General features: G+C 70.1%; 16 protein-coding genes. 4 read left to right on the forward strand and 12 right to left on the reverse strand.

Annotated elements, in window-relative coordinates; translation table 11 throughout:
• Positions 1-37: 37 nt before the first annotated feature.
• The 3 genes from ABRP18_RS12575 to ABRP18_RS12585 all read right to left on the reverse strand — a co-directional run bounded on the left by ABRP18_RS12575 (position 38) and on the right by ABRP18_RS12585 (position 3,370).
• Positions 38-1,840, reverse strand: coding sequence for a DUF255 domain-containing protein (locus tag ABRP18_RS12575; RefSeq protein WP_349884765.1), 1,803 nt, complete (start codon positions 1,838-1,840; stop codon positions 38-40).
• Between the two features lie 34 nt (positions 1,841-1,874).
• The gene (msuE, locus tag ABRP18_RS12580; RefSeq protein ID WP_058632391.1) at positions 1,875-2,444 is read right to left on the reverse strand and encodes an FMN reductase; all 570 of its coding nucleotides are present in this window, start codon (positions 2,442-2,444) and stop codon (positions 1,875-1,877) included.
• A gap of 89 nt (positions 2,445-2,533) precedes the next feature.
• Positions 2,534-3,370 (reverse strand): aldo/keto reductase, encoded by an 837-nt coding sequence (locus tag ABRP18_RS12585; RefSeq protein ID WP_046749735.1) that lies wholly within the window; start codon positions 3,368-3,370, stop codon positions 2,534-2,536.
• A 102-nt stretch (positions 3,371-3,472) separates the two neighbouring features.
• Between ABRP18_RS12585 and ABRP18_RS12590 the strand changes: the two genes are divergently transcribed.
• Complete coding sequence (locus ABRP18_RS12590; RefSeq protein ID WP_193761561.1) at positions 3,473-4,225, forward strand: hypothetical protein; 753 nt, start codon at positions 3,473-3,475, stop codon at positions 4,223-4,225.
• A 36-nt stretch (positions 4,226-4,261) separates the two neighbouring features.
• Here ABRP18_RS12590 and ABRP18_RS12595 read toward each other — a convergent pair whose 3' ends face one another.
• The gene (locus ABRP18_RS12595) at positions 4,262-4,870 is read right to left on the reverse strand and encodes a helix-turn-helix domain-containing protein (RefSeq protein ID WP_308431889.1); all 609 of its coding nucleotides are present in this window, start codon (positions 4,868-4,870) and stop codon (positions 4,262-4,264) included.
• A gap of 105 nt (positions 4,871-4,975) precedes the next feature.
• Here ABRP18_RS12595 and ABRP18_RS12600 point away from each other — a divergent pair, with 105 nt between their 5' ends.
• Positions 4,976-5,761: an SDR family NAD(P)-dependent oxidoreductase gene (locus ABRP18_RS12600; RefSeq protein WP_058632388.1), complete on the forward strand. Its 786-nt coding sequence runs from the start codon at positions 4,976-4,978 to the stop codon at positions 5,759-5,761.
• Positions 5,762-5,847: 86 nt separating this feature from the next.
• Here the strand turns inward: ABRP18_RS12600 and ABRP18_RS12605 are convergent, their stop codons facing one another.
• Both ABRP18_RS12605 and ABRP18_RS12610 read right to left on the reverse strand, forming a co-directional pair.
• Entirely contained in the window at positions 5,848-9,057 is a 3,210-nt protein-coding gene (locus tag ABRP18_RS12605; RefSeq protein WP_349884766.1) for a LamG-like jellyroll fold domain-containing protein, read from the reverse strand.
• A gap of 320 nt (positions 9,058-9,377) precedes the next feature.
• The gene (locus ABRP18_RS12610) at positions 9,378-10,586 is read right to left on the reverse strand and encodes a heparan-alpha-glucosaminide N-acetyltransferase domain-containing protein (RefSeq protein ID WP_242868664.1); all 1,209 of its coding nucleotides are present in this window, start codon (positions 10,584-10,586) and stop codon (positions 9,378-9,380) included.
• Between the two features lie 43 nt (positions 10,587-10,629).
• Here ABRP18_RS12610 and hrpA point away from each other — a divergent pair, with 43 nt between their 5' ends.
• The gene (gene hrpA / locus ABRP18_RS12615; RefSeq protein WP_349884767.1) at positions 10,630-14,589 is read left to right on the forward strand and encodes an ATP-dependent RNA helicase HrpA; all 3,960 of its coding nucleotides are present in this window, start codon (positions 10,630-10,632) and stop codon (positions 14,587-14,589) included.
• A gap of 40 nt (positions 14,590-14,629) precedes the next feature.
• On the forward strand, positions 14,630-15,574 hold the full coding sequence (locus ABRP18_RS12620) for an NADP-dependent oxidoreductase (RefSeq protein ID WP_349884768.1): 945 nt from the start codon (positions 14,630-14,632) through the stop codon (positions 15,572-15,574).
• 35 nt (positions 15,575-15,609) lie between these two features.
• Here ABRP18_RS12620 and ABRP18_RS12625 read toward each other — a convergent pair whose 3' ends face one another.
• From ABRP18_RS12625 to ABRP18_RS12650, 6 genes are read right to left on the reverse strand one after another with little or no spacing between them, the layout of a single operon-like run.
• Entirely contained in the window at positions 15,610-16,218 is a 609-nt protein-coding gene (locus ABRP18_RS12625; RefSeq protein ID WP_349884769.1) for an alkylhydroperoxidase domain protein, read from the reverse strand.
• Positions 16,215-16,856, reverse strand: coding sequence for a CMD domain protein (locus ABRP18_RS12630; protein WP_193761558.1), 642 nt, complete (start codon positions 16,854-16,856; stop codon positions 16,215-16,217). The genes ABRP18_RS12625 and ABRP18_RS12630 overlap by 4 nt, the downstream gene beginning before the upstream one ends.
• Positions 16,853-17,908: a putative FMN-dependent luciferase-like monooxygenase gene (locus tag ABRP18_RS12635; protein WP_061018275.1), complete on the reverse strand. Its 1,056-nt coding sequence runs from the start codon at positions 17,906-17,908 to the stop codon at positions 16,853-16,855. The genes ABRP18_RS12630 and ABRP18_RS12635 overlap by 4 nt, the downstream gene beginning before the upstream one ends.
• Positions 17,905-19,521, reverse strand: coding sequence for an ABC transporter ATP-binding protein (locus ABRP18_RS12640; RefSeq protein ID WP_349884770.1), 1,617 nt, complete (start codon positions 19,519-19,521; stop codon positions 17,905-17,907). The genes ABRP18_RS12635 and ABRP18_RS12640 overlap by 4 nt, the downstream gene beginning before the upstream one ends.
• Positions 19,518-20,414, reverse strand: a complete 897-nt coding sequence (locus ABRP18_RS12645) for an ABC transporter permease (RefSeq protein WP_349884771.1) — start codon at positions 20,412-20,414, stop codon at positions 19,518-19,520. Before ABRP18_RS12645 ends, ABRP18_RS12640 begins: the two co-directional genes overlap by 4 nt.
• Positions 20,411-21,391 (reverse strand): ABC transporter permease, encoded by a 981-nt coding sequence (locus ABRP18_RS12650; RefSeq protein ID WP_193761555.1) that lies wholly within the window; start codon positions 21,389-21,391, stop codon positions 20,411-20,413. Before ABRP18_RS12650 ends, ABRP18_RS12645 begins: the two co-directional genes overlap by 4 nt.
• Positions 21,392-21,407 lie beyond the last annotated feature (16 nt).

The raw sequence follows: 21,407 nt of genomic DNA on the forward strand, positions 1-21,407 counted from the left end.
CCTCGGGATGGGCTGGACACACTGCACAGTGTGAAGGTCAGCGCGCGACCGACACCTCGGCAGGATCGCTGACCGGCAGCCGGCACACGAACGCCCGACAGTCGTAGGCGCGGTCCGTCGACGTGTCCTTGCCCTCGAACAGCTCGAACCCGGCATCCGCGAATGCCCGCGCCTGGTCCGGGGTGACCACGGCGACGACCTCGGCGTCGGCGCCTCGGCCTGCGGCGGCGAGCGCACTGTCCGGCTCCCCGGTGACCACGACGAGCTGACGGGGCGGAGCCGCGAGGCCGGCGGCCACCCGCAGCAGGGTGCCGTGGGCGAACGGCTGCTCCAGCGACCTGGTCGCGAGCGCGCTCACCGTCGACACGGCCGCTTCCCGATACCGATCCCCCGCGCCCATCCACCACGCGGTCAGGGCGGCGCTCGCGATCGCCGCGGCATCCGACGGCAGATCGCCGTCGGTCTGATCGGGCGAGGTCGCGATGCCCTGCGCCGAGAGCAGGGGGTCGTCGCCTCCCGCTCCCGACAGGACGTCGTCGAGGATGCCACGCGCCGTGATCGCCCAGTCCGTCTCGCCGGTCGCCAGCGCGAGCGCGAAAAGGCCGTCGGCGAGAAGGCCGAGGTCGGCGGCGGTCGCGACGGCAGTCGATGCCCGTCCATCCAGCGACGCACGCACGAGAGCGCCTTCGGCGTCCCGATTGGTGCGCAGCACGTGGTCGGCAGCCGCGGCGGCCGCGTCGATCCACGCCCGTTCTCCGAACGCGGCTCCGGCGCGGGCGAGGGCACCGATCGCGAGTCCGTTCCATCCGGTGATCACCTTGCCGTCGACTGCCGGGGGCTCCAGGTCCGCGCGCTCGGCCACCGGGCGGAGGTAGTACCCGCCCTCGGAGCGCACGCCGTCGATCGTCGACTCGGAATCCTGCGCCGCGCCGAATCCGCCTCCGTCGCGCGGGAGCACGCCCGTCAGGAACGAGGCGATACCTCGCACGGTCGGCTCGTCTCCCCCGTCACGAGCGATGTCGAGCAGCTGCGCGTTGTCGGTCAGCATCCGCTCGTAGTGCGGCACGGTCCAGTCGCGCCCGGTCGCGTAGCGGAAGAACCCGCCGTCGGCGTCGCGAAGGTCGGAGGCCGCCATCGCGGCGAGCGCGCGCGCACCAGCGGCAGATGCCTCCGGCGCACCTTCTCGCACGAGGGGATGCTGCAAGAACCGCAGTGTGGTGGCGACGGGGAACTTCGGCGCGCCGCCGAAGCCGCCGAACTGGCGGTCCTCCCGCTGCGCGATCGCCTCCGCCGCCGTCGTGATCGCAACGACATCCGGGACGTCCGATGGCGCCGATTCCGCTGCTCGGGCGAGTGCGTCCGTCACGGCATCCGCCGACTCCTCGGCCTCGGTGCGACGGAGCGTCCAGGCCTCCCGCACCGCGGCGAGGACCTCACGGAAGGCGGGCATCGGCGCACGGGCCTCCGGCGGCCAGTACGTGCCGGCGTAGAAGGTGCGTCCGCGCGGCGTGGCGAACACCGTCAGCGGCCAACCCAGGTTCTGCGTGAAGGCCGAGGCCGCCGCCATGTACGCACCGTCGACCTGGGGGTGCTCCTCACGGTCGACCTTGACGGCGACGAAGCCCTCGTTGATGAGCGCCGCGGTGACGGGATCGGCGAAAGACTCCCTCGCCATCACGTGACACCAGTGGCAGGTCGAATAGCCGATCGAGATGAGCAGCGGCACGTCCCGCCGCCGGGCCTCCGCGAAGGCCTCCTCACCCCACGGGTGCCAGTCGACCGGATTGTCGGCGTGCGCGCGCAGGTACGGGCTGAGGGTGTCCGCGAGCCGATTGGTCATAGCCTCCACGCTACGCCGCGCGTGGCGACTGCGGTCAGCCGACGAGGAGTTCGACCGGACGCGAGGCCGCGTACCCCACCAGCGGCAGCGCACGCTCGGCTGCCAGAGCGATGCGGGCTTCGAGCACCTCGGAGGTGATCTCGTAGCCGTCGAAGTCGGTGTTGCTGGCGTAGACGCCGAGGGGCAGGGTGAGCGCCTGGAAGAACGCGAACAGCGGACGCAGCTGGTGCTCGATGATGAGCGCGTGCTTCTCGCCGCCGCCCGTCGCGGCGAGCAGCACCGGCTTTCCCACCAGGTCGTACTGACCGACGAAGTCGAACAGGTGCTTGAAGAGCCCGGTGAACGACGCCCGATACACGGGGCTGCCCACGATCAGCAGATCGGCGGACTCGATCGCCTGCAACTGCGCCTCGACCTCCGGCGGCAGCTGGTCACGCTGCAACGCGCCGGCCAGCCCCGGTCCGATCTGCGTCAGCTCGATGAGCTGCGACTCGATGTCGGCGCGCTCGGCGATGGCGGCCGTGATCGCGCGGACGAGGGCGGTCGTCTTGCTGGGCTCGTGCAGGGATCCCGACACGGCGACGACACGGTACGGAGCTGTCATGCCTCGACGGTACTCAGGACGACGCCCCGTGTCGCGCGAGGCGACACGGGGCGTCATGTAGGCCCGGAGGCTCCGTCTCCCCGAGAGGGTCAGTTGACCTCGTCCGGGTGCGAGCCCACGCGGCCGGAACCGTCGAGCGGGTCGAGGGCGTCGATCGCGGCGATCTCGGCGTCGGTCAGTTCGAAGCCGAACACGTCGAGGTTCTCGCGCAGGCGCTCGGCGCGCACCGACTTCGGGAACACGATGATGCCCTTCTGCAGGTGCCAGCGGAGCACCGCCTGCGCCGGGGTGACCCCGTGCGCGGCTGCGGCATCCGCGACGGCCGGGATGCCGAACAGGTCGTACTTGCCCTGGCCGAGCGGACCCCACGCCTCGATGCGCACATTGTTCGCGTCGGCCCAGGCGACCTCATCGCGGCGCTGGTACGCGGGGTGGAGCTCGATCTGGTTCACAGCCGGGACCACGCCCGTCTCCTTCACGGTGCGCTCGAGGTGCGGGACCAGGAAGTTCGATACGCCGATGCTGCGGGTGAGACCTTCCTCACGCAGCTCGATCAGCTTCGCGAACGCGTGCACGTAGTCGTCCTTGGCCGGGGTGGGCCAGTGCACCAGGTACAGGTCGACCTTCTCGAGACCCAGCTTCTCGAGGCTCTCGCCGATGGCGGCGCGGGGCTCGTCGTCATGGTGACGGTCGTTCCAGAGCTTCGTCGTGATGAAGAGCTCGTCACGGGGGATGCCAGAGGATGCGATGGCGGCACCCACGCCCTCCTCGTTGCCGTAGATCGCGGCGGTGTCGATGTGGCGATAGCCGATCTCCAGAGCCTCGCTCACCGCCTTCTCGGTCTCTGCCGGCGGCACCTTGAAGACGCCGTAGCCCAGCTGGGGGATGGAGTTGCCGTCATTCAGTTCGAGTGCAGGAATCGTCATGTCTCCAGCCTATGACCTGTGATGACAGGTGGACCCGGCCGGTGACGAAAGAAGTCGGTGCGGTCGCCGCAGTGCCCGACCGACTTCCGTAGGCTGAGGTCGATGAATGAACGCGACACGTCCGGCGATGAGGAGTATCTCCCGCCCCCGCCGCCCGCGGCCGAGACGCATGATCCCGACGAGGATGAGACACGGGTCGTCACAGCGACGAAGAGGCGCAGTCGGACCATCGTCATCCTGGTCATCGTCGTCGCCGCCTTCCTCCTTCTCGGAACCATCGGGACGAATCTCCTTCTCGCCGCCGGTCTGCGCGCCGAGATCGGCGAGGGACGCGGACAGTCGACCACGGCACCATCGACATCGGCGACACCGGAATCCACCCCGACCACGACGCCACCCCCTGCCCTTCCGACATCGGGGTGCGGTGAGCTGTGCGCCGCGGCCTCGACGGAGGTCGGAACCGCTGCCGGCGACTGGAAGCTCGAAGGCGAGTGGACGGATACTCCGAACGACCTCGGCTCCCGCGACGCCACGACCGCCGTGTTCAGCTCCGACACCGGACGCGCCACGCTGACCGTGCTGCAGTTCGCCTCCGACGAGGAGGCAGCACAGGCCGCCATCGACATCCGGAGCAGGATCGGCGACCCCACCTACACGGAACAGGTCTTCGATGACGGGTCCGGCACCCGATACGACTTCGAGGGAGCGACGATCAGCCGGGTGGTGTGGCACCTCGACGCGCAATCGCGTCCGCATGCTCCCGGGCGCCTGTACCTCGTCGAAGCGCCCGCGAACGCCGCGGACAGCTTCGCCGGTCAGGCCGCCTACCGGTTGTATCTGGCATTGCCCGTGTAGCGACGGCGCCGCGCACGGGCCGGTGAGCGGACGACGTCAATCGAGTCCGCTCAGCCCTTGCGACATCGACCGGAAGGCGTCGACTGCGCGCACGGCGGGACGAGGGCCGTCGGGATCCGTCGCCCACTGTTCGAGCCCGACACGGATCGAGGCGGTCGCGACGGCGGCGAGCAATGCGGCATCCCACACGGCGAGGCCGCGTTCCTGAAGGATCGCACGCAACCTGCGCTCGGAATCATCGTTCACACGCAGCCACACGTCGCGCATCGCGGAATCGTCGTCGAGTCCGCGGAGCACGCCGAGCATCGTGTCGAGTTCGAGCCCGTCGGCGATGCCCGCACCTGACTGTCCCTCGGCGAGCTGCGCCTCGATCACGGCCGGGATCTGCTCACCCAGAGCCCCCTCTCCGACCTGCGCGAAGGCCTCCTGCCACCGTTGCGCGCCGACGCTGAGGATCGGGGCGATCGCGTCTTCCTTGCGTGCGAAGTAGCGGTAGAACGTCCGCACCGAGACGCCCGCACGCGCCGCGATCTGCTCTGCGGTGACGCCCGCCACGCTCTGCTCCGCGAACAACGCGGCCGCAGCGGCAGCGATCTCGCGCTCGGTCGCGGCCTTGCGGCGCTCGGTGAGGGTCGACGTCTCCACCGTCACAGCGTACGGGAACAGATCCGCGCACCGGCAGGTTGGGACTAGGTGGCACAACATGCCAAACAGGCATATCCTGCCAGTACTCGTCACGAAGGGAAGATCATGAACCGCTATGAAGGACGTCGGGCTCTCGTCACCGGAGGAGGGTCGGGCATCGGCCAGGCCACCGTGCTGCGGATGCTCCGTGAAGGCGGCAGCGTCGTCGCCGCCGACGTCAGCACCGAAGGCCTCGACGACACGGTCGCCAAGGCAGGGCCGCTCGCCGAACGCCTCACCACCGTCACGATGAACATCGCCGACGAGGCCTCCGTTGCCGCGGGCGTCGCCGAAGCCGTTGCCGCTCTGGGCGGACTCGACGTGCTCGTCAACGCTGCCGGCATCCTCCGCTCCTCGCACACCCACGAGACGACGCTCGACCAGTTCGAGCAGGTCATCCGCATCAACCTGGTCGGCACGTTCCTCGTCATCCGCGCGGCGATCCCCGCCCTGCAGGAGGGCTCCTCGGCCGCCGTGGTCAACTTCAGCTCGACCTCAGCCGGATTCGCACACCCCTACATGGCGGCCTATGCGGCCAGCAAGGGCGGCGTGCAGTCGATGACCCATGCGCTCGCAGCGGAGTACGCGAAGAGCGGTATCCGCTTCACCGCGGTGCAGCCGGGGTCGATCTCGTCCGGCATGACCGACGGGTCCGGACGGAGCAACCAGAGCAACGGCCCCGGCCTCCCCGCCGACGCCGACATGAGCCTGTTCATGAAGCTCGCACCCGCGATCGGCGAGGGTTTCGCCGGACCGGAATCGGTCGCCGGTGTCGTGGCGATGCTCGCGAGCGAGGACGGCGCCTTCATCACCGGCACCGAGGTGCGCATCGACGGCGGCACCCACTTCTGAGAGGTCCGAAGACTTCTGAGAGGCGCAGAGGGGGCACCGGCCGATGCCGGTGCCCCCTCTGCGTCTGCGCTCAGCCCAGCGGCTGCTCAGCCACCGATCCGGGTGGTCTTGACCTCGTTCACCCGCACGACGTTCGTGCCGGTCGCGGTGCCGGCCCGGTAGGAGAACACCGAGGGCGAGCCCTCGCTCTGCAGCGCCGCGGTCGCGTCACTCGCGGACACCTGCCACGTCGCCGGTTCCGGCTGCCCGTCGGCCCACACCTTGGCGCGGATCGTGGTCGAGGACGACCCGGTCGTCTCGGTCGACAGATGGAACACGGTGCCGGCACTCCAGGTCAGCCCCGGCACAGCGGCGCTCGCGATGGCCGTCCCGTTGCGCTGGATCACGACCCACGTCGCCCCATCAGCGCGGTGCCACGCCAGGGCGCGGTAGCCGGCGTCCGCGTTGCGCCGAGAACCCGCTCCGACGTAGACGGTGCCAGACTCCGGACCGCCGGAGAGCGTGTAGGACAGGGTGGTGGCGGAATCCCGCACCGACGCATCGTCCAACAGCATCTCCCTGGTCTGCCCGGCGACGAGGTCGATCACTCCCGCACCGTCGGCCACCGAGAGAGCCGTCGACTTGCCCTGCATGGGCGTCCATACGCCACCGACCTCAGCAGTGCCCCAGCCGGATTCCACCGCACGGTCGAACCGGTCGGATGCCACCACGACATCGGCCACGACGGGAGCCGTCACCGCGACCTGCTTCTCGCTCGACGCCGACAGTCCGCTGCTGTCCGTCACCGTCAGCCGCACGGTGTAGGTGCCGGCCGCTGCATAGTCATGCGTCGCCGTCGCGCCGGTCGCCGACGAGCCGTCGCCGAAGTCCCACGCGTAGCCGCTGATCGACGCTGCGCCGTCTGCGGTGGATCCCGACCCGTCGACCGCGACGGTCAGGTCGGTCGCCTGGGCCGTGAAGGCCGCCGTCGGAGCTTTGAGACCCTTGCCCAGCTGGAAGTGCGAGCGCACCTGGTCGGCGTTCAACGCGAGCGGGTACACCGCGGCCTCGTCCAGCGATCCCTTGAAGTAGTTCGACGAAGGAGCAGAGGGCCAGCCCGTGAGCGCGTCTCCCCCGATGCGGAGGTAGGCGGGGTCGGTCTTGGCCGTCGTGACCGTGGCGTCGGACGCGACGAGCTCGCCGTCGACGTACAGCTTCATCCCGGCCGCACCCTGCGACACGACAGCGTGATGCCAGACGCCGTCGTTCAGCGCCTTGGTTCCGGCGATCGTGGATCGGGCCTGCCCGGCGAAGACGCCGAAGGTCAGGGTGCCGCTGTTGGCCATGTACAGCTGCCGGTCGACGCTCGCGGAGCTCCCCGTCTTGGCCGCTCCGGAGCCGATGAGCATGCCACCGGTCTTCGTGGTGGTCTGGAACCAGATCTCCGCGGAGAACTCGCTCGACACCGGTGCCTTCGCATCGGAAGACACCCGCCCGTTCGTGGTGCCGTTGAACGTTGTCGAACCGGTGCCGCTGTTCTCGATGCCCGACGACGAGGCTGAGGCTCCCGTGCCGCTCACCGGGTTGTTCGATCCGGCCCAGTCCTTCGAGACGTTGCCCATCGGGTAGTACAGCGAAGGCTTGTCCGCGAGGATCTTCTTCGAGTAGGCCGAGGCGGTGCCCGCCGTGGCCTTCGCGTTCACGCTCGCGCTCGTGGCGATGTTGCCGTCACGGTCCTTCGCGACCACCGTGTAGCTCTGCGTGGCTCCCGGGGTCGCCGTCGGGTCGTCGAGGGTGACCGTCGTCTGCTTCCACCAGGTGCCGTCCGCTGTCGCGGTGGCCACAGGCTCGGTGGCACCGTCGCGGCGCAGCTCGTAGGTGAGGGTCAGGTCGTCCCTGTCCCAGTTCGTGGGGATCGACACCCGGGCGCTGCCGGGGACGGGCGAGGTGCCCGCCGTGGGCTTCCATGCCGCGTCGGAGAGCCGGGGCCCGTCCTTCGCACCACCCGGAGGGTTCGTGGAGAAGCGCACGATTCCCTCGAACTGCCCGTTGTTCACCGAGCGGAACTCTCCGCCGATCGAGATCATGTCGCCCGCGCCCGTGATCGACAGGCCCGCCTGGCCGAGGCCGCTCGTGGTGCCGACCGCGAAGTCGGGCGCCCACTGGTACGGCGACGGAGCGGGGGTGCCGGCCCAGTTGGCGTACCCGGAGTAGGTGTTCGCGGAGAGGGTTCCGCGCGCGTCGGCCGTGTAGGCCTCGGCGTACTGGTACACCGCCGGGTTCTTCTGCGGCTGGAGCCCCATCGTGTTGCAGGAATGCATGTGGCTGGTCGTGTAGACCACCTTGCCGGTCGAGTAGACGCCGTAGTGATCGCCGTGGCAGTCTGCGATCCACCGCACCGCACCCGTGCCGGCCTCAGCGGCGAACGTGCCCTCGAGGTTGCCCCCGCCGGCCCAGCTCCACCCGGTGCCGTAGACGGTGTTCGCGTCCGTGGCGAGCGCGAAGATGCCGGAGTTGCTGCTGCTGCCGCTGTTCTTCACGACCTTGGAGATGCCCCAGGCGGTGTCGGCGGCACCCGTGGACTTGTCGACCGCTGCGGAACCGCGCAGGCTGCTGCCGTTCACCGCGGAGAAGCGTCCTCCCACGATGACGTTCGTGCCCGCCGGGTCCATGACGAGGGCGTCGACCTGGCGGTCGGCCTGCGGGGCCCAGCTCAGGAGCGCTCCGTTCTTCTGGTCGAAGGCCGCGAGGTTCTTCCGGGCGACGCCGTTGGCCTGGGTGAACAGACCGCCGAGGTAGATGTTCGACCCGTCGGTCGTGATGGCGTACACGCCGCTGCCGCCGATCGACGGCGCGAACTGCGGGACCAGCTCACCGGTCTTGGCATCGAGCGCCGCGAAGTTCCAGCGGTCCTTCCCGTTCACCTTGTTGAACGAGCCGCCGATGTAGATGCGGGACCCGTCGGGAGACGCGGCGACCGCCTTGATGACGCCGTTGACCGTCGGGGCGAACGAGGACAGAGCACCCGAGACGATGTCGTAGGCCAGCACGTTCGAACGGGCGGTGAGGGCTGTCCCGGGCGCCGCCTTCGGCTCCCGCGCGTTGTCGAACTTGCCGACCGCGTACACCGTGGTGCCGATCGTGGTCTGCGCCCATACGTAGCCGTTGTCGATCTGCACAGTCGGGATCGGGTCCGACGTCACCACGTTCTCGTCGCGCTGCAACTGCGGCGGCATCGTCGGCGGCACATCCGCCGCGGCGGCCGCCGTCGCTCCCACACCCGACAGACCCGCGATCAGCAGGCCGGCCGTCAGCATTGATGCGACGACTCCCCTTGTCTGTCGCCCGAAGCGTGTCCGTCGCCCGAAACTCGTGTTCCCCACCGTGACTCCCCAGTCGATGCTGTCCCGAACGCGGCGTGATCATCCCCCGCGCGCTCGACGACATCGAGGCGGCGAAAGATCGCCGCGACGCGGTGGTGTGAACTCCCCAGTTCGAAACTCCCCAGTCCGACCAGCCATGCCAGTCGGTCGCAGACGCCAGACAGGCGTTGCGCACCCACGGTAACACATCGCGCCTCCCGATCCGGAGGAACGCTCGAAGCCGGCCGGATCAGCGCCACCGCACCGCCGCCATATCAGCGCCGCGGCACCGCCGCCATCGCCGCTGCCCCTCGTCCGACCAGGCGTTCCAGCGGGCCCCGTCCGAAGAACATCGACCAGAGCGTCGTCAGGAGCAGCAGTCCGAGCGCGGTGGCCGCCCAGAAGGCGTTGCTCGAGAAGAACCCTCCTGGCCCGGCCACCAGCACGACGGAGACGACGTGAGCGCTGTATGCCGTCAGGGGCATGGAGCCGAGCGCGCCGAGCGGCAGCAGCACCCAGCGCAGCGGCCGGCTCAGCAGCAGACACAGCGCGATGACCACGAGCGCGAAGCCGCCCGATCCGAGGATCTCTGCGGTGCCGCCGCTGTGCGGTTCGACCGCGAACACCGCGGTGAGCACGGCGCGGAGGGGATCTGTCTCGGTCAGCGCCTGCGGGTATCCCTCCCACCCGGAGGGCGGGGAGACGACGCTGCCGGAGCTGCCGTCGGAGAAGGAGCCGCTGTCGGAGAAGGAGCTGCTGTCGGAGAAGGAGCTGCTGCTGAAGCCCCCGGCGAGTCCCGCTGCCTGACCGATTCCGCCCAAGCCGTAGCCGATCACGGCGAGCACGAACCCGATCCCGAGCGCGACCGCCGCCGTGCGCAGCCGCTCGACGTGCAGGCGACCGAACGCCATGCCGGCGAGCACCAGCGCCATCCAGACCGTGATCGGATACGTGCCGTAGAGCACGAATCCGATACCGGAACCGTAGGGGTTCAGCATCACCGCGTTCAGGAAGGCGAGCAGTGACGGGCCCAGCAGCGCGAGCACCGCACTGGCGCTCAGCAGCTGCCAGGGCCGCCACCGCAGGAACGGGATGACCGCGACGTAGAGCAGACCGTAGAGCGTCAGGATCACGGCGATCGGGGTGTTCAGCATCTCCAGCGCCAGCCCGATCACGAAGATCACCGCACCGCGCCCGATCAGCTGCAGGCGGATGCTCGGGATCCGCTCGCGGTCGGGACCGGCACTGCGCCCGGTCATCAGGGCGATCGAGATACCGGCGAGCACCGCGAACAGGATCGAGGACCGCCCGTGCACCAGGTCGGTCCACGTCGAGGGGTCGAACCAGTCGAATGCCTCTGTCTCGCCGATGTGCGCTCCGGCCATGCCGAGGATCGCCAGTCCTCTGGCGATGTCGAGCCCGAGGATGCGCGGCGGCCGCCCGAACTCGCGGAACCACTGGACAGGAGCGAGAGCGGTGATCACCCCATGATCGTAGGGGGCGATTCCCGGCATACGATGGAGGGCTATGTCTTCTCCCGTGATCTCCTATCCCCCCGAGCTGCCGGTCAGTGCGGCGAGGGCCGAGATCGCCGACGCCATCCGCGACCATCAGGTCGTGATCGTCGCCGGTGCCACGGGATCGGGAAAGACCACGCAGCTGCCGAAGATCGCTCTCGAGCTCGGGCGCGAGCGCATCGCGCACACCCAGCCCCGTCGCCTGGCCGCACGCACGATCGCGGAGCGCGTGGCCGAAGAGCTGCAGGTCGAGCTCGGCACGATCGTCGGCTACAAGGTGCGCTTCACCGACAAGGTGTCCGACGCCACGCGCATCGCCCTGATGACCGACGGCATCCTCCTCAACGAGATCCACCGCGACCGTCTGCTCACGCGCTACGACACGATCATCATCGACGAAGCGCACGAGCGCTCCCTCAACGTCGACTTCCTGCTCGGCTACCTCGCCCGCATCCTTCCGGAGCGTCCGGATCTGAAGGTGATCATCACCTCCGCGACGATCGATCCGGAGAGCTTCGCGAAGCACTTCGCCGCTCCCTCGGAGACCGGCGGCGACGGAACCCCCGCCCCGATCATCGAGGTCTCCGGCCGCACCTATCCGGTGGAGATCCGTTACCGCGGGCCGGTCGAGGATGCGGACGACGAGAGCTCGCCTGCCGAGCCGGAGGACGAGGTGTCGGCGATCGTCTCCGCCCTGCGGGAGCTCGACCGTGAACCGCCGGGAGACGTGCTCGTCTTCCTCCCCGGTGAGGCCGAGATCCGCGACGCCGCGGACGCGGTGCGCGGCGCCTACGCGAACGACCGCTCCCCCACCGAGGTGCTGCCGCTGTTCGGCCGCCTCTCCGCCGCCGACCAGCATCGGGTGTTCGAACGCAGCAGGGTGGCCGGCGTGCGCCGTCGGGTGATCCTCGCCACCAACGTGGCCGAGACGAGCCTCACCGTGCCCGGCATCAAGTACGTGATCGACACCGGCACGGCGCGCATCTCCCGCTACAGCAACCGCTCCAAGGTGCAGCGGCTTCCGATCGAGCCCGTCTCGCAGGCCTCGGCCAACCAGCGTTCCGGTCGCGCAGGCCGCACGAGCGACGGCATCGCGATCCGCCTGTACTCAGAGGACGACTACGACAGGCGGCCGGAGTACACCGAGCCCGAGATCCTGCGCACCTCGCTGGCCTCGGTCATCCTGCAGATGCTGTCGCTGGGCTTCGGCGACATCACGGCGTTCCCGTTCCTCACCCCGCCCGACTCCCGTGGGGTGAAGGCCGCGTTCGACCTGCTCACCGAGCTCGGCGCCGTCGAGGCGTCGCGCAGGGACGGATCCCCGCACCTGACCCGCATCGGCCGCGAGATCTCGCGCATGCCGATCGATCCGCGGTTCGCACGCATGCTGATCGAGGCGGGGCGCCCTTCGACGGGTTCGCCGACCCACTCGTCTGTGACACGCGACGTGCTCGCGATCGTCTCCGGCATGACGATCCAGGACGTGCGGGAGCGGCCAGAAGAGCGTCGGGAGGAGGCCGACCGCCTGCATGCGCGGTTCGTCGACCCGACCAGCGACTTCCTGACCCTGCTGAACCTGTGGAACCACCTGCGTGAGCAGCAGCGCGCGCTCGGTTCGAGCGCGTTCCGTCGACTCTGCCGCTCCGAGCACCTCAACTACGTGCGGGTGCGCGAGTGGTTCGATGTGCACCGCCAGCTCCGCACCCTCGTGAAGACGAACGACCGTGACGGGGAGGGCGGGGGCGCCAGCGACCCCGATGCGATCCACCGCGCCCTGCTCTCCGGCCTGCTCTCGCAGATCGGCATCCTCGACGAGCGCACCGCCCCCGCCGGCAAGACGCACGCCCCCGCGAAGGAGCAGAAGGGTCGGCGCATCGCGGAGTATCGCGGAGCCCGAGGTATCCGCTTCTCGATCTTCCCCGGCTCCGGGCTGCGCAAGAAGAGCCCGCGCGCGGTGATCGCCGCCGAGATCGTCGAGACCTCCCGCACGTTCGCACGCACGGTCGCCGCGATCGATCCGGCCTGGGCCGAACCCCTCGCCGGGGATCTGGCCAAGCGCCAGGTGACCGAGCCGCACTGGTCCAAGGATGCGGGGGCCGCTGTCGCGTTCGAGAAGGTGACGCTCTTCGGGCTCGAGATCATCCCGCGCAGGCGCGTGCAGTTCGCGCGCATCGACAGAGCCGCCTCACGCGAGCTGTTCGTGCGGCACGCGCTGGTCGAGGGCGAGTGGGATCCGACGCGGATCGACAAGAGGGTGAGTGCGTTCTGGCGCAGCAACGCCGAGCTGCGCAAGCGCCTCGAGAAGCTGGAGGAGCGCGAGCGCCGCCGCGACATCCTCGCGGGCGACGAGGCCGTGTTCCGTTTCTACGACGAACGCATCCCCGCCGAGGTTTTCGATGTGCGCTCGTTCGAGAGCTGGTGGCGCGAGGCCATGGCGGCCACGCCGAAGCTGCTCGTGATGCGCGAGAGCGACCTGATCGACGACGAGGAGCGCGCGGATCAGCGCGAGTTCCCGACCCGGTGGACGCAGGGCGATCAGGTGCTCGGCCTCGCCTATCGATTCGAGCCGGGCGCCGACGACGACGGAGTGAGCGTCGTCGTGCCCCTGCCCCTGCTCGCCCAGATCGAGGATCGCGGCTTCGACTGGCAGGTTCCCGGCCTGCGTGCCGAGCTCGTGACCGGTCTGCTGCGCGCTCTCCCCAAGGCCATCCGTCGCCACGTGGTGCCCGCGGCCGACTGGGCGGAGAAGTTCGGTGCCGAGCTCATCGACGAGGGGCCGGAGTCGCACGGCGGTCTGCCCCCGCGCACGCTCAAGGAAGCCCTCGCCCGTCGAATCCAGCCGCTCGCCAATCAACTGGTCTCCGCCTCCGACTTCGACGATGAACGGGTGCCCCCGCATCTGCGCATGAACTTCCGCGCCGTGGACGAGCGCGGCAGGGTGGTCGGCTCCGGACGCGATCTGCGTGCCCTGCAGACGCAGCTCTCCGACCGCGCTCGCAGCAGCGTCGCCCGCTCGATCGCCGCCCCTCCCCGCTCCGGCGCCCCCGGCGCGAAACGCGGCACCCCGGGCGAGGGCGTCGAACGCATCGCCGCCGCGTCGCTCGAGCAGACCGGTCTCACGGCCTGGACTTTCGGGGAGCTGCCGGAGGTGCTCGACACCCGCGTCGCCGGAGGGGTGGTCCGCGGCTACCCGGCCGTCGTCGATCAGGGCAAGACCGTGTCGGTGCGCGTCGAATCCACCCCCGACGCGGCGGCAGCGGCGACGCGCGACGGCGTGCTGCGGCTCGTGCTGCTGGGCGTCCCCTCTCCGTCCTCGTACGTGCAGGAGCACCTCACGAGCCAGGAGAAGCTGGCGCTCGCAGCCTCGCCGTATCCCTCAGCGGCCGCACTCATCGAAGACTGCCGCGCGGCAGTGGCCAGAAAGGTCATCCAGAGCCTCGTGCCGGAAGGGATCGTGCGCAACGAGGCCGATTTCGACCGGGTGCGGGACGCGGTCTCCGCCGTGCTCGTCGACGAGCTGTTCACCTGCGTGTCGCTGGTCGCACGCATCCTCACCAAGTCCCGGGACGTCGAGCGCGGCATCAAGTCGCAGAACTCGCTCGCCCTGCTCGGACCACTGAACGACATCCGCACCCAGCTGAGCGGCCTGCTGCACCCGGGATTCGTCTCCGCCGCGGGAGCCGAGCGCCTCGCGCACTTCCCCCGCTACCTGGAGGGGATGCTGGACCGCTTGAAGACTCTGGCGAGCGAGCCGGGCAAGGACCGCGCGCGCATGACCGAGTGCGAGCGGATGGCGAAGGCGTTCGAAGACGCGGGCGGCACCATCCCCCTCGCCCCCGACGCGACGCCCGCGCTCGTCGAGGTGCGCTGGCTGCTCGAGGAGTATCGCGTGAGTGTGTTCGCACAGCGTCTGGGCACCGCGCAGCCGGTGTCGCCTCAGCGCATCATGAAGGTCCTCTCCGGCCGCTGACCCGAGACCGGGCCCCGCGTACCCCGGGTAGCCTGAACGCATGGCTCGCGCGATCGTCTACACCGAAATCGGCTCCCCCGCTGTCCTCCACCTGATCGAGATCCCGGATCCGGTCGCCGCACGCGGTGAGGTCGTCGTGCGGATCGAGGCGGCGGGAGCGAACCCGATCGACGCCAAGCTGCGGGGCGGCAAGCGCCCGTCCCCGCCGATCACCGAGCCGCGTCCTGTCGGCTTCGACGGCGCCGGCATCGTCGAGGTGCTGGGCGAAGGGGTCGACGATCTCGCCGTCGGCGACCGGGTGGCCATCCGCGACGGGAACGGCACCTACGCCTCGGCGCTCGCGATCGCGACCGAGAAGCTCGCGAAGCTCCCCGACTCGGTCACGACGGCCGAGGGCGCCGGGATCGGCATCCCCGCGGGCACCGCCTACCAGTCGCTGCGGTCGCTGGGAGTGACCGAGGGCGACGTGCTGCTGGTGCACGGCGGTTCCGGATCCGTCGGCCAGGCCGCCGTGCAGTTCGCCGTCGCCTGGGGTGCCACCGTGATCGCCACAGGAAGCCCCGCCCGCCACGACCAGCTGCGCGAGCTCGGGGCGATCCCCGTCGCCTACGGTGATGGTCTGCTCGACCGGGTGCGAGCCGCCGCTCCGTCACCCGTGACCGTGGTGCTCGACTGCGCCGGCACCGATGAGGCGATCGAGGCGTCGCTGGCGCTCGTCGCCGACCGTGAGCGCATCGCGACGATCGTGCGAGGGCCGGATGCGGCATCCTTCGGCATCCGGGCGTTCTCCGGCGGCTCGCCCGTCCCGCTGACCACGCAGGAGCTCGCCTGGCGCGCCGAGGCCCTGCCCGAGACGATCGCCCTCCTCGACGCCGGCGACTTCACGATCGAGATCGGCCCTCAGCTGCCGCTCGCCGAGGCGGCGCAGGCCCATGAGCTCATGGAATCCGGCGCCGCCTCGGGCAAGATCATCCTGCTTCCGTAGCGCAGAGCGGCTGCTTCTGTAGCCGCTAGCGAGGGTCAGGCGGGAGCGACCGGTCGACCGATCGACAGCATCAGGCGGTTCGCCCAGTTGAAGAACGCCGCGCCGTGGATGACATCAGCGACCTCCAGGTCGTCGAGTCCTGCCGCCCGCAGCCGGGCGATCGCGTGCTCCCCGAATGTGCTCGGAGTGTCGGTGAGCGCGACCGACGCGGCCACGATCGCGTTCCAGCGCTCGCCGAGATCGGCGTCGACCCCCTCGTCCAGCAGCAGGTCGACGTCCTCGACCCGCTTGCTGTGATGCGCGGCGAAGCGGGAATGCACCGAGGCACAGAACACGCACCCGTTGCGCCGTGATGCTGCGGTCGCCGCCAGCTCGCGGTCGGCGCGCGGCAGACCCTCGGCGACGTTGTAGAAGATGTCCTTGTCGACGAGTGTCCGCGCCTTGAGCACCTCGGGGTCACGGGCCAGCAACCGGAAGTAGTCGTTCTTCGCCCGCGCGGCATCGACGAGTCCGTCGTAGTGCCGTGGCGTCAGCTCCTCCTCCGCGAGGGGCTCGAGATGCGGGACCCAGCCCACCTCTCCGCGGGTGAAGACGTGCGGGTGCGGGGCGTCGTCGTGCCGGAGCACGGTCTGTGCGGCGGTCATGCGGCCTCCTCCTCGGAGATCTCGGTCTGGGCGGTGAGTCCTGCAGCGGCGAGCGCGCGGAGTCCGGTGACGACCCGCTGCTGGAAGGCGAGGAACGACACCAGCTGGGACAGCGTGACGATCCCCTCGGTCGACCACCCGGCATCGAGCAGTCGCCCGAGATCGGCGCCCGACGCTTCACGGGGCCGGAACACGAGCAGGTGCGTGTGCGCGAGGGCTGCGGCGAGGCGCTCGCCGATGACGGCGGTCACGGCACCATCGGGCTCATACCGTTCGCCCTCCGTGTTCTCGGACTGCAGGCCGAGTTCGGTGTAGGCGCCGAACGGACCGCTCGTCGACGCCCCGGCTGCCTCGGCGAGCACTGCTCCCGCCCGCTCCGGATCGGCCTCGCGTGCGCGGGCGGCATAGAACGCCGCTGTCGCATCGTCGACGCCGGCGAGTCCGGTGGCGAAGGCTGCGACGAGCTCGCGCTCCGCCTGCGACACATGCGCGACCGTGACCGGTCGGAAGAGGGCGTCGAAGCTCGCCTGCAGCTGCTCTCTGGTGACCGGACGGCGGCGGCGCAGTTCGTCCAGCTCCGGCGTCACCCCCACGATCCGGTCCACGGTGTCGTCGGTGAGGACGGTGTCGTCGGTCATGCGTTCTCCTTGATCGTCTCGGTGTTTGCTGTCTCCGCGATGGCGTAGCCGAGGGCCGGGGCGACCTCGTCGGCGAACAGTGCGATCGAGCGCAGCACGTGCTCGTGCGGCGCATCGACCGAGTGCACCTGGAAGGCCACCTCTGTCGCGCGGGTGAGGGTGGCGTCGGCGGCGAGCGACTCGGCAACCTGCTCTGGCGTGCCCAGATGCGTGTCGAGCGCGGCTATCAACTCGTCGATGTCGTCACCGGGGATGGTCTGGCCCTGCCGACGGAAGCCCTCCGCCGCCCGACGCAGCCCGACCTCGGCGAACCGCAGAGCCTCGGCGCGGTCATCCGCGACGAACACGGTGCGCGAGGCGGTGATCCGCGGAGTCACCCCGACCGGCAGTGCCTCGAGGTACGCGTCGATGATCGGGTCCTGCAGCTCGGACAAGGGGGCGTACAGGCGGTCGGGCCTGCGCGGCTGAGTGCGGGAGAGCAGGAGCCCGTGCCCGTGGATGCCGGCGCGGTGACCGCCGGGAGCGGAGAAGGTGGCCTGCCACACACGGTCGGCGAGGTCTCCCGCATCCGGGTAGAGCGTGTTGCCCGCGCCGACGTCGCGACCGGCGAGGCCGTCGAGGAGCGTGCGCAACTTGCGGTCGTAGGTCACCGCCTTGTCTCGCACATCCTCCCCGAACGGCACGAACGACGACGGGGTGCCGCCGCTGCCGAGGCCCAGATCCACTCGCCCCCCGGAGAGCAGATCTGCGACCACGGCATCCTCGGCCACCCGCACCGGGTCCTCCAACGGCAGGGTGATAACGCCGGTCCCCAGTCGGATGTCACTCGTGACGGCGGCCGCGTGCGCGAGGAACACCAGCGGCGACGGCAGACCACCCTCGGCCGCGTGGAAATGATGCTGTGCGACCCAGGCTCTCCCGATCCCGTGGCGCTCCGCCTGCTGGATCTGCGAGGTGGCGAGCGCATACCTCTCGGCAGGAGACGCGTCGTCGAGCAGACGCGTGAAGAACGCGACGGTGGGCCCGGTCGAAGGGGCGGATTCGGTGGTCATACGACGATCTCCGTTCGTCCGGGGACCGCTGCCAGCAACTCCCTGGTGTACTCGTGCTGCGGGTCGCGGAAGAGGTCTTCCGTCTGCCCCTCCTCCACGATCCGGCCGCGGCGCATCACCGAGACCGTGTGACTGATCCTGCGCACGACGGCGAGGTCGTGCGAGATGAACAGGTAGGTGAGCCCGAGCTCCGCCTGCAGCGAGGTGAGCAGTTCCAGGATGCGCGCCTGCACGGTCACGTCCAGCGCCGACACCGCCTCGTCGAGCACCACGACCTCGGGATCGATCGCGAGAGCCCTCGCGATCGCGACACGCTGCCGCTGTCCGCCCGAGAGTTCGCGCGGGGTGCGCCGCGCGACGTCGGACGGGAGCGCGACCCGGTCGAGGAGAGCGAGCGCGCGTTCGCTGCGCTCGGCGCGAGATCCGACCTGGAAGTTCTGCAGCGGCTCCGCGACGATGTCGACGATCTGCTGGCGGGGATCCAGCGAGGCGAACGGGTTCTGGTAGACGAGCTGCACACGGCGGCGCAGCGCTCGCAGCTGCTCGCGCTTCGCGTGGGTCACGTCTTCTCCGGCGACCTCGATGGTCCCGGCGTCCGGCTGATGGAAGCGCGTGACCAGTCGCGCCGTCGTGGTCTTCCCCGACCCCGATTCGCCGACGAGCGCGTGGGTGGTACCACGGCGAACCCGGAACGAGACGTCGTCGACAGCGCGGAACCGCTCCCGGCCGGCGACGCGGAACTCCTTCACAAGCCCTTCGGCGACGATCGCGTACGGGTTCTCCGCGGCGACGGCTGCGGCATCCCGCAGGAACGGCGGGGCGTCCGGACGCCGGAAGCCGGTCGTGAACGCGGGAGCATCGGCGAGCAGCTGACGCGTGTACGGGTCCGTCGGTGCGGCGAGCACCTCCTCGCTCCGCCCCTGCTCCACGATCCGGCCGTCCTTGAGCACGACGAGTCGCTCCGCCCGATCGGCGGCAACGCCCAGGTCGTGGGTCACGAGCAGGATGCTGGTGCCCTCCTCGCGCTGCAGCTCGTCGAGCAGATCGAGCACCTTGCGCTGCACCGTGGCGTCGAGGGCGCTGGTGGGCTCGTCGGCGATCAGCAGGCGGGGTCGCAGGGCGATCGCGGTCGCGATCAGCACACGCTGCCGCATGCCTCCGGAGAGCTCGTGCGGATACTGACGCGCCCGCAGATCCGGGTCGTCGATACCGACACGGTCGAGCAGCTCGATGGCCCGTGCACGACGCGAGCGCCGATCCCGATGCCCGTGCAGGCGCAGGATCTCCTCGACCTGCTTCCCGACCGGACGCACCGGATCGAGGGAGGTCGTCGGATCCTGCGGGACCAGGCCGATCTCCGCACCGCGGATGCCGCGCAGCGCACGATCGGACCACCCGGAGATGTCGAGGTCGCCCAGGACGACCGTCCCGCCGTCGACCCTGCCCCCTGCGGGGAGGAGCCCGAGGAGCGCGTGGGCGGTCGTGGACTTGCCCGACCCCGACTCCCCGACGAGGGCGAGGGTCTCCCCCTCGCCGATCCCGAAGGAGACGCCGTGCACGACTTCACGACCCCCGTAGGAGATGCGCAGATCCGATGCGGTCAGAACGCTCATCGCGTGCCCCTTCCGATGCGGTGGCTGATGCGGTTCGCGCTGAGCACGACCGCGACGACGATGAGACCCGGCAATGCCGTGAGCCACCAAGCGGTGCCCACGTAGTTGCGGCCCTCGGCGATCAGCAGTCCCCATTCCGGGGTGGGTGGCGGAGCGCCGTAGCCGAGGAACCCGAGCGTCGAGATGGCGAGGATCGCCGTCCCGAACTGCAGGGCGGCGAGCGCGACGATGGGGGTGAGGGAGTTGGGAAGCACGTGTCGACGCAGCACGGCCAAGAAGGTGGCACCGCTGCCGAAGGCGGCCTCGACGTACTCGGTGCGCCGCACCCGGGCGACCTCGGCGCGCATCAGCCGCGCGAACGCCGCGACGCTGCCGAGTCCCACGGCGAGGGCGGCGTTGACCGTGCCGAATCCGAGCAGGATGATCACCGAGAGGGACAGGAGCAGCCCGGGAATCGCGAGCAGCACGTCGACGATGCGCATCAGCACGTCGTCCACCACCCCGCCCACGGCTCCGGCTATCGCGCCGAGAACCGTGCCGAGGGTGAGACCCACCGTGACGGCGATCAGCGCGCCCGAGAGCGAGTGCACGGCACCGTGGACGACACGGCCGAACAGATCACGGCCGAGGGTGTCGGTGCCGAACCAATGCGCGGCACTCGGCGGCAGCAGCTTGTCGGCCGGCACACCGGTCAGCGGGTCGCCGGGCGCGAACACGCCGGGGATGACCGCCCACAGCACCGCGACGGCGACCACGGCGAACGCGAGATACAGCCCCCAGGCGCGGCCGCGCAGACGGCCAGGGCGGCGAGGGGTCCGCGGAAGCTCGGGGACGGTCGGTGTCGGCTCGGAGTCCGGTTCGACACTCGTCGCAGCGATCACGGGAGCGGTCATGCGGGCACCTCCTGAGGCGCGGAGCGGGCGGCGACGGACGCGGTGGAGCGCGCGACCGCGCGCTGACGCGGGTCGATGAGCGGCGTGACGAGGTCGACGGCGAAGCTGATGACGACGAAGCCGAGCGCCGAGAGCAGCACCACACCCTGCAGCACCGGGATGTCCTGGTTCGCGACGGCCTGCTCGGTGAGACGGCCGATGCCCGTGCGGCCGAACACCGTCTCGGTGACGACGGCTCCCCCGACGAGTTCCCCGAACAGCACACCGGCGATCGTCAGGGTCGGCACGGCGGCGTTGCGGGCGACGGAGCGCGTGAGCACCCACAGCGGCGGGGCCCCCTTCGCCCGGACCACCGTGACGAACGGCTGCGCCTGCACCTGATCGATCGCGCGGACCAGCACCTGCGCCAGCGGAGCCGAGATCGGCACGGCGAGGGTCAGCACGGGCAGGATGAGTCCGCTCACCGGGTCGGCCCCGACGATCGGCACCCAGCCGAGCCCGAACGAGAACACCTGGATGAGCAGGATGCCGAGCCAGAAGACCGGCACCGCGACGAAGAGACCGGGCACCTGACGAAGTCCGTCGCGAAGCCAGGCGAACGGGGCGAGCGAGGAGAGTCCGGCGATCAGCACGGCCAGGAGCAGAGCGACGAGGAGCCCGAGGGACGCGAGCAGCAGCGTCGCGGGGAGCGCCTCCGCGAGCATCGTCAGCACGGGCGTGCCGAACTGCGTGGAGTAGCCGAAGTCCCCGGCGAGGAACCCGAGCCCCGCGTGCACGTACTGCTCCCACCACGGCAGATCCGTGCCGTAGGTGGCTCGGATGCTGTCGAGCTGATCCGGGGACAGCCCGAGGCTGGGATCGGAGAACTTGATCAGGATCGCATCGCCCGGCAGCAGCTGCAGCAGGAAGAACGTGGCCGTGAAGGCCGCGATCAGAACGATCGCGGCCTGCCCGGCTCGTCGGAGGACGAAACTCATCGACGCACCATCCCGA

The sequence above is a fragment of the Microbacterium sp. WHRI 7836 genome, from assembly GCF_040223885.2.
Taxonomy (GTDB): Bacteria; Actinomycetota; Actinomycetes; order Actinomycetales; family Microbacteriaceae; genus Microbacterium; species Microbacterium oxydans.

Bases quoted from the DNA above. Each gene is read 5' to 3' on its own strand.
- ABRP18_RS12575 (WP_349884765.1), bottom strand. From the start codon at position 1,840: ATGACCAATCGGCTCGCGGACACCCTCAGCCCGTACCTGCGCGCGCAC.
- msuE (WP_058632391.1), bottom strand. From the start codon at position 2,444: ATGACAGCTCCGTACCGTGTCGTCGCCGTGTCGGGATCCCTGCACGAG.
- ABRP18_RS12585 (WP_046749735.1), bottom strand. From the start codon at position 3,370: ATGACGATTCCTGCACTCGAACTGAATGACGGCAACTCCATCCCCCAG.
- ABRP18_RS12590 (WP_193761561.1), top strand. From the start codon at position 3,473: ATGAATGAACGCGACACGTCCGGCGATGAGGAGTATCTCCCGCCCCCG.
- ABRP18_RS12600 (WP_058632388.1), top strand. From the start codon at position 4,976: ATGAACCGCTATGAAGGACGTCGGGCTCTCGTCACCGGAGGAGGGTCG.
- ABRP18_RS12605 (WP_349884766.1), bottom strand. From the start codon at position 9,057: ATGCTGACGGCCGGCCTGCTGATCGCGGGTCTGTCGGGTGTGGGAGCG.
- hrpA (WP_349884767.1), top strand. From the start codon at position 10,630: ATGTCTTCTCCCGTGATCTCCTATCCCCCCGAGCTGCCGGTCAGTGCG.
- ABRP18_RS12620 (WP_349884768.1), top strand. From the start codon at position 14,630: ATGGCTCGCGCGATCGTCTACACCGAAATCGGCTCCCCCGCTGTCCTC.
- ABRP18_RS12625 (WP_349884769.1), bottom strand. From the start codon at position 16,218: ATGACCGCCGCACAGACCGTGCTCCGGCACGACGACGCCCCGCACCCG.
- ABRP18_RS12630 (WP_193761558.1), bottom strand. From the start codon at position 16,856: ATGACCGACGACACCGTCCTCACCGACGACACCGTGGACCGGATCGTG.
- ABRP18_RS12635 (WP_061018275.1), bottom strand. From the start codon at position 17,908: ATGACCACCGAATCCGCCCCTTCGACCGGGCCCACCGTCGCGTTCTTC.
- ABRP18_RS12640 (WP_349884770.1), bottom strand. From the start codon at position 19,521: ATGAGCGTTCTGACCGCATCGGATCTGCGCATCTCCTACGGGGGTCGT.
- ABRP18_RS12645 (WP_349884771.1), bottom strand. From the start codon at position 20,414: ATGACCGCTCCCGTGATCGCTGCGACGAGTGTCGAACCGGACTCCGAG.
- ABRP18_RS12650 (WP_193761555.1), bottom strand. From the start codon at position 21,391: ATGAGTTTCGTCCTCCGACGAGCCGGGCAGGCCGCGATCGTTCTGATC.